The following is a 7629-nucleotide window of genomic DNA, read 5'->3' on the forward strand; positions in this document are numbered from 1 at the left end:
TGTAGCATTAGCACAACTCGCTAAGAAAGAAATAGTAGCTAAAGATAAAACTATCTTTTTAGAATTTAAACAGGGTTCTTTAATCCCCCCCCCCCGTAGACACCTTACTTGAAATAATATTTTTACTCAAATATTTTTCTCCTTCCTTATTTAAAATGATTTATTTTGAAATTAATTTCATATTATTTATTTTTTAATAATAATATAAAATATAAAAATAAAATAGCGGAATAATAAAATATTTAAACTTAAAGTATAATTAAATACTGATTATTATATAAAATAAAATTTCAATTTAAATTTTATTTTATATAAAAAATTGATTTAATGAGAGTAAATTTGTATGAAATGTTATTTTACAAAACGCAACGAAGATTTAAGTTGTATAAGCGTGAATTTTCACGCTTACTCTAGTTCATATTTTTTGATCAAAGTATTGTAAAATCCATTGGTTTTTGTCTCATCTATACCTTTGTCAAAAATTTTTACCAATTCTTTTTGTTTGTTTTTATCAAAAGCAAAGCTAAAGCCTTCTCCACCATCCATTTCTTGGTAAAAACTTACCAATTCTGGATTTTCAGCTAAAAAACCTTTAGCAGTATCTTCATCTGCGATAATAGCATCAATTTTGTTGTTTTTTAGTGCTAAAACAGCAATATTTAAATCTTTATTACTTTGCACTTGTGCATTTTTGATAGCTTTTGCAGTATTTTCTTGTAAAGTTCCTAGTTGAACTCCTATTTTTTTACCTTCTAAATCATTTTTTGTTTGAAGTAAATTGTTACTTTTTAGTTTAAGATAAAGATTTTTACTCATATAGTAAGGTTTAGTAAAATCAACACTCTGTCTTCTTTCATCCGTTGCACTCATAGCCGAGGCAATCATATCAATTTTACCAGCTTTTAAAGCAGGTATTAGCCCATCGAAATTGGTTTCAACCCAAACAATTTTAATACCATTTTTTTTGGCGATCTCTTCTACTAGATCCGTATCAAAACCTGTAAGTTTTGAATTTTCTTTATAGTTAAAAGGTTTATAGTTTGGGGCGGTTCCAACCTTTAATTCTACGCTTGCATTTGTTTCTTTGTTTTTAGAATCATTGCAAGCGTTTAAAAATAAGCCAATCAAGGCAACTAAAACAACACTAAATATTTTTTTCATTTTCTTCCTTTGATATAAAATGTTTTAAAATTATACTTATTTTAAATTTATATTTAATTAAGTCTGATTGCTTTTTACAATGTTTAAAAGTAAGTAATCCTTGGTATATTATTTATACAAATTTCAAAAAACCCATCAAATACTTATATAAATACTTACACAAATATTTATACTATTTAATCCTTTATTTAATCCCCTTTTAAGTTTAATTGGTTATACTTTCATTTCCTTTTTTTGAAAAAAGGACTTAAAATCTTTTAAATTATAAAGTTTCACTAACTGAGTAGATTTTATAAATTAACTTTATTTTAGATTTTTTAAGTTTTTAAATTATTTGAGTTTTTAACTTTCTTAATTTTTTAATTTAAAACTAAAAAGCTTTTTTATAAATCTTGTTTTTAATTTAAAAACTTTTCTTTTAAAAATGATTTTTTGTTTTGTTCTTTTAACTTAGTATTGTTATTCAAATCTTATTAGTCAATCTTTGAAATCTAAATAAGTGATCGATTGAGCCAGAAAGATTTAGGCATAAGCAATTATGTAAAATCTATTCAATCTAATTTAAAAAGATTAAAAGCTTTTCTTTTAATCTTTTATAACTTTTTCTTTGAAGAAAAAGATTAAACTATCTATAAAAGTAATAAGGTTTATCTCTTTAATGTAATCTAAGTAGTTTATCTATATTAGGTTGGCGGGGTAGGCCTTTAGCTTGCTTCTTAGTCAAGGCTTTGCCTTGATGCTAAAGAAGGTTTATTATGGAGAGTTTGATCCTGGCTCAGAGTGAACGCTGGCGGCGTGCCTAATACATGCAAGTCGAACGATGAAGCTTCTAGCTTGCTAGAAGTGGATTAGTGGCGCACGGGTGAGTAAGGTATAGTTAATCTGCCCTACACAAGAGGACAACAGTTGGAAACGACTGCTAATACTCTATACTCCTGCTTAACACAAGTTGAGTAGGGAAAGTTTTTCGGTGTAGGATGAGACTATATAGTATCAGCTAGTTGGTAAGGTAATGGCTTACCAAGGCTATGACGCTTAACTGGTCTGAGAGGATGATCAGTCACACTGGAACTGAGACACGGTCCAGACTCCTACGGGAGGCAGCAGTAGGGAATATTGCGCAATGGGGGAAACCCTGACGCAGCAACGCCGCGTGGAGGATGACACTTTTCGGAGCGTAAACTCCTTTTCTTAGGGAAGAATTCTGACGGTACCTAAGGAATAAGCACCGGCTAACTCCGTGCCAGCAGCCGCGGTAATACGGAGGGTGCAAGCGTTACTCGGAATCACTGGGCGTAAAGGGCGCGTAGGCGGATTATCAAGTCTCTTGTGAAATCTAATGGCTTAACCATTAAACTGCTTGGGAAACTGATAGTCTAGAGTGAGGGAGAGGCAGATGGAATTGGTGGTGTAGGGGTAAAATCCGTAGATATCACCAAGAATACCCATTGCGAAGGCGATCTGCTGGAACTCAACTGACGCTAAGGCGCGAAAGCGTGGGGAGCAAACAGGATTAGATACCCTGGTAGTCCACGCCCTAAACGATGTACACTAGTTGTTGGGATGCTAGTCATCTCAGTAATGCAGCTAACGCATTAAGTGTACCGCCTGGGGAGTACGGTCGCAAGATTAAAACTCAAAGGAATAGACGGGGACCCGCACAAGCGGTGGAGCATGTGGTTTAATTCGAAGATACGCGAAGAACCTTACCTGGGCTTGATATCCTAAGAACCTTATAGAGATATGAGGGTGCTAGCTTGCTAGAACTTAGAGACAGGTGCTGCACGGCTGTCGTCAGCTCGTGTCGTGAGATGTTGGGTTAAGTCCCGCAACGAGCGCAACCCACGTATTTAGTTGCTAACGGTTCGGCCGAGCACTCTAAATAGACTGCCTTCGTAAGGAGGAGGAAGGTGTGGACGACGTCAAGTCATCATGGCCCTTATGCCCAGGGCGACACACGTGCTACAATGGCATATACAATGAGACGCAATACCGCGAGGTGGAGCAAATCTATAAAATATGTCCCAGTTCGGATTGTTCTCTGCAACTCGAGAGCATGAAGCCGGAATCGCTAGTAATCGTAGATCAGCCATGCTACGGTGAATACGTTCCCGGGTCTTGTACTCACCGCCCGTCACACCATGGGAGTTGATTTCACTCGAAGCCGGAATACTAAACTAGTTACCGTCCACAGTGGAATCAGCGACTGGGGTGAAGTCGTAACAAGGTAACCGTAGGAGAACCTGCGGTTGGATCACCTCCTTTCTAGAGTACAAAGTAATAAGTCTCACCACTATTACTTCAAATATATAAACTCAATTGATTCTTGTTTAGATTTCAAAGATTGATGATAAAGCTAATTGTTTATGGGGAATTAGCTCAGCTGGGAGAGCGCCTGCTTTGCACGCAGGAGGTCAGCGGTTCGATCCCGCTATTCTCCACCATTTATTAAGGGCCTATAGCTCAGCTGGTTAGAGTGCACCCCTGATAAGGGTGAGGTCACAAGTTCAAGTCTTGTTAGGCCCACCATAAAAAAGATTTGAATAAAAAAGCTTTAAAATCTAAAGCAAGTATATAAAGTAGATTAAATATAAAATATAAACTCTATACTTAGATTTATTTTTTTATCTTTAACTATAAAAGAATATACTTTAATAGATATAAGTAGCATATACATTATGTATTTATATTTATAATGATTATATTAATATATATACTTCCTTTAGGTTTTAAACCTAAATGTTCTTTTTAATTATCATTGTTAAGAGTCACAAGCAAGTTTTAATAAAAACAATTTTACAGGACTTGTTAAAGGATAAAACCTATTTATCTTTTCTTTGGTTTAACTTATATCTTTTAATTATCTTTATCTTTAAAATAAAGAGAATATTAGATTTAAGATTTATAAATTAAAGACAAGTTTCAAACTCACAGCTTAGTTAAGACTAAATCATTTAGTTTCTATATTAAGGTTTGAATGCTTTCCGTCTTAAGATAAAGAAGTCTTATCATAAAAACTTTAACAAGGAAGTGATGCGTTTTAGAATCAATAAAAAAGGTAGAAGTTAGGTTATATCTAACTTTTATGCAAATTGTTTTTTTAGTGATTAAGAATTGAAGCTTTATCTACATTAATTTTTTAATGAATGTTTAGTTTATTTCGTTTTAAGCCTAATATCTTTTAGGTTGGCGGGGTAGGCCTTTAGCTTTGGTTCTTTAAGATGAGCTTTGCTCATCTGCTAAAAGAACATCAAAAGGTAAGCTACTAAGAGCGAATGGTGGATGCCTTGACTGGTAAAGGCGATGAAGGACGTACTAGACTGCGATAAGCTACGGGGAGCTGTCAAGAAGCTTTGATCCGTAGATTTCCGAATGGGGCAACCCAATGTATAGAGATATACATTACCTATATAGGAGCGAACGAGGGGAATTGAAACATCTTAGTACCCTCAGGAAAAGAAATCAATAGAGATTGCGTCAGTAGCGGCGAGCGAAAGCGCAAGAGGGCAAACCCAGTGCTTGCACTGGGGGTTGTAGGACTGCAATGTGCAAGAGCTGAGTTTAGCAGAACATTCTGGAAAGTATAGCCATAGAGGGTGATAGTCCCGTATGCGAAAAACAAAGCTTAGCTAGCAGTATCCTGAGTAGGGCGGGACACGAGGAATCCTGTCTGAATCCGGGTCGACCACGATCCAACCCTAAATACTAATACCAGATCGATAGTGCACAAGTACCGTGAGGGAAAGGTGAAAAGAACTGAGGTGATCAGAGTGAAATAGAACCTGAAACCATTTGCTTACAATCATTCAGAGCACTATGTAGCAATACAGTGTGATGGACTGCCTTTTGCATAATGAGCCTGCGAGTTGTGGTGTCTGGCAAGGTTAAGCAAACGCGAAGCCGTAGCGAAAGCGAGTCTGAATAGGGCGCTTAGTCAGATGCTGCAGACCCGAAACGAAGTGATCTATCCATGAGCAAGTTGAAGCTAGTGTAAGAACTAGTGGAGGACTGAACCCATAGGCGTTGAAAAGCCCCGGGATGACTTGTGGATAGGGGTGAAAGGCCAATCAAACTTCGTGATAGCTGGTTCTCTCCGAAATATATTTAGGTATAGCGTTGTGTCGTAATATAAGGGGGTAGAGCACTGAATGGGCTAGGGCATACACCAATGTACCAAACCCTATCAAACTCCGAATACCTTATATGTAATCACAGCAGTCAGGCGGCGAGTGATAAAATCCGTCGTCAAGAGGGAAACAACCCAGACTACCAGCTAAGGTCCCTAAATCTTACTTAAGTGGAAAACGATGTGAAGTTACTTAAACAACCAGGAGGTTGGCTTAGAAGCAGCCATCCTTTAAAGAAAGCGTAATAGCTCACTGGTCTAGTGATTTTGCGCGGAAAATATAACGGGGCTAAAGTAAGTACCGAAGCTGTAGACTTGCACACAACTTAGATTATTTAAGTTTAGAATATAAAAAACTAAGTTATATGTTTTAAGTTATATTTTTACTGATTTTTATAGAGTAAAGATAGAAACAAAACTTAGTAAAATCAGTAAAAATATTCTTGGTTTAAAGTTTAAGTAGTTTAAGTTGTGTGCAAGTGGTAGGAGAGCGTTCTATTTGCGTCGAAGGTATACCGGTAAGGAGTGCTGGAGCGAATAGAAGTGAGCATGCAGGCATGAGTAGCGATAATTAATGTGAGAATCATTAACGCCGTAAACCCAAGGTTTCCTACGCGATGCTCGTCATCGTAGGGTTAGTCGGGTCCTAAGTCGAGTCCGAAAGGGGTAGACGATGGCAAATTGGTTAATATTCCAATACCAACATTAGTGTGCGATGGAAGGACGCTTAGGGCTAAGGGGGCTAGCGGATGGAAGTGCTAGTCTAAGGTCGTAGGAGCTTATATAGGCAAATCCGTATAAGAACACTCCGAGAACTGAAAGGCTTTTTGAAGTCTTCGGATGGATAGAAGAACCCCTGATGCCGTCGAGCCAAGAAAAGTTTCTAAGTTTAGCTAATGTTGCCCGTACCGTAAACCGACACAGGTGGGTGGGATGAGTATTCTAAGGCGCGTGGAAGAACTCTCTTTAAGGAACTCTGCAAAATAGCACCGTATCTTCGGTATAAGGTGTGGTTAGCTTCGTACTAGGATTTACTCCGAAAGCGAAGAAACTTACAACAAAGAGTCCCTCCCGACTGTTTACCAAAAACACAGCACTCTGCTAACTCGTAAGAGGATGTATAGGGTGTGACGCCTGCCCGGTGCTCGAAGGTTAATTGATGGGGTTAGCATTAGCGAAGCTCTTGATCGAAGCCCGAGTAAACGGCGGCCGTAACTATAACGGTCCTAAGGTAGCGAAATTCCTTGTCGGTTAAATACCGACCTGCATGAATGGCGTAACGAGATGGGAGCTGTCTCAAAGAGGGATCCAGTGAAATTGTAGTGGAGGTGAAAATTCCTCCTACCCGCGGCAAGACGGAAAGACCCCGTGGACCTTTACTACAGCTTGACACTGCTACTTGGATAAGAATGTGCAGGATAGGTGGGAGGCTTTGAGTATATGACGCCAGTTGTATATGAGCCGTTGTTGAGATACCACTCTTTCTTATTTGGGTAGCTAACCAGCTTGAGTTATCCTCAAGTGGGACAATGTCTGGTGGGTAGTTTGACTGGGGCGGTCGCCTCCCAAATAATAACGGAGGCTTACAAAGGTTGGCTCAGAACGGTTGGAAATCGTTCGTAGAGTATAAAGGTATAAGCCAGCTTAACTGCAAGACATACAAGTCAAGCAGAGACGAAAGTCGGTCTTAGTGATCCGGTGGTTCTGTGTGGAAGGGCCATCGCTCAAAGGATAAAAGGTACCCCGGGGATAACAGGCTGATCTCCCCCAAGAGCTCACATCGACGGGGAGGTTTGGCACCTCGATGTCGGCTCATCGCATCCTGGGGCTGGAGCAGGTCCCAAGGGTATGGCTGTTCGCCATTTAAAGCGGTACGCGAGCTGGGTTCAGAACGTCGTGAGACAGTTCGGTCCCTATCTGCCGTGGGCGTAAGAAGATTGAAGAGATTTGACCCTAGTACGAGAGGACCGGGTTGAACAAACCACTGGTGTAGCTGTTGTTCTGCCAAGAGCATCGCAGCGTAGCTAAGTTTGGAAAGGATAAACGCTGAAAGCATCTAAGCGTGAAGCCAACTCTAAGATGAATCTTCTCTAAGCTCTCTAGAAGACTACTAGTTTGATAGGCTGGGTGTGTAATGGATGAAAGTCCTTTAGCTGACCAGTACTAATAGAGCGTTTGGCTTATCTTTAATAAAGCATCACTTCCTTGTTAAGGTTTTTAAGAAGACTTTGAATATAGATAATATTTAGAGTTTCATAGAAATCTTTCAAGTAGAGTTTGTATTAGAACTTGCTCTTAACATTGTTTTTTAAGTATTCTATATAAAAACTTATCAAAGATAA

General features: G+C 38.5%; 1 protein-coding gene, 2 tRNA genes, 2 rRNA genes and 1 pseudogene. 4 read left to right on the forward strand and 2 right to left on the reverse strand.

The annotated features are described in order from the left end of the window. Together AJ939_RS11335 and AJ939_RS01770 are read right to left on the reverse strand one after the other, a co-directional pair. Positions 1-120, reverse strand: a pseudogene (locus AJ939_RS11335) (hypothetical protein); the annotation flags it as partial. Between the two features lie 285 nt (positions 121-405). Continuing rightward, positions 406-1161 carry a basic amino acid ABC transporter substrate-binding protein gene (locus tag AJ939_RS01770; protein WP_044779581.1) on the reverse strand — a complete coding sequence of 252 codons (756 nt, stop codon included), beginning with the start codon at positions 1159-1161 and terminating at the stop codon, positions 406-408. Between the two features lie 752 nt (positions 1162-1913). On the opposite strand from AJ939_RS01770, the gene AJ939_RS01775 reads away from it, so the two are divergent. The 4 genes from AJ939_RS01775 (at position 1914) to AJ939_RS01790 (ending at position 7475) form a co-directional block, all read left to right on the forward strand. Continuing rightward, positions 1914-3426, forward strand: a 16S ribosomal RNA gene (locus AJ939_RS01775). Positions 3427-3529: 103 nt separating this feature from the next. After that, positions 3530-3605, forward strand: a tRNA-Ala gene (locus AJ939_RS01780). Between the two features lie 8 nt (positions 3606-3613). Beyond that, positions 3614-3690: transfer RNA gene (locus AJ939_RS01785), tRNA-Ile, on the forward strand. 726 nt (positions 3691-4416) lie between these two features. Then, positions 4417-7475 (forward strand): 23S ribosomal RNA (locus tag AJ939_RS01790). The 16S and 23S rRNA genes sit together here with 2 tRNA genes alongside, the layout of an rRNA operon. Positions 7476-7629: the final 154 nt, after the last annotated feature.

The organism is Campylobacter sp. BCW_6889, from assembly GCF_001762535.1.
GTDB classification, from domain to species: domain Bacteria; phylum Campylobacterota; class Campylobacteria; order Campylobacterales; family Campylobacteraceae; genus Campylobacter_D; species Campylobacter_D jejuni.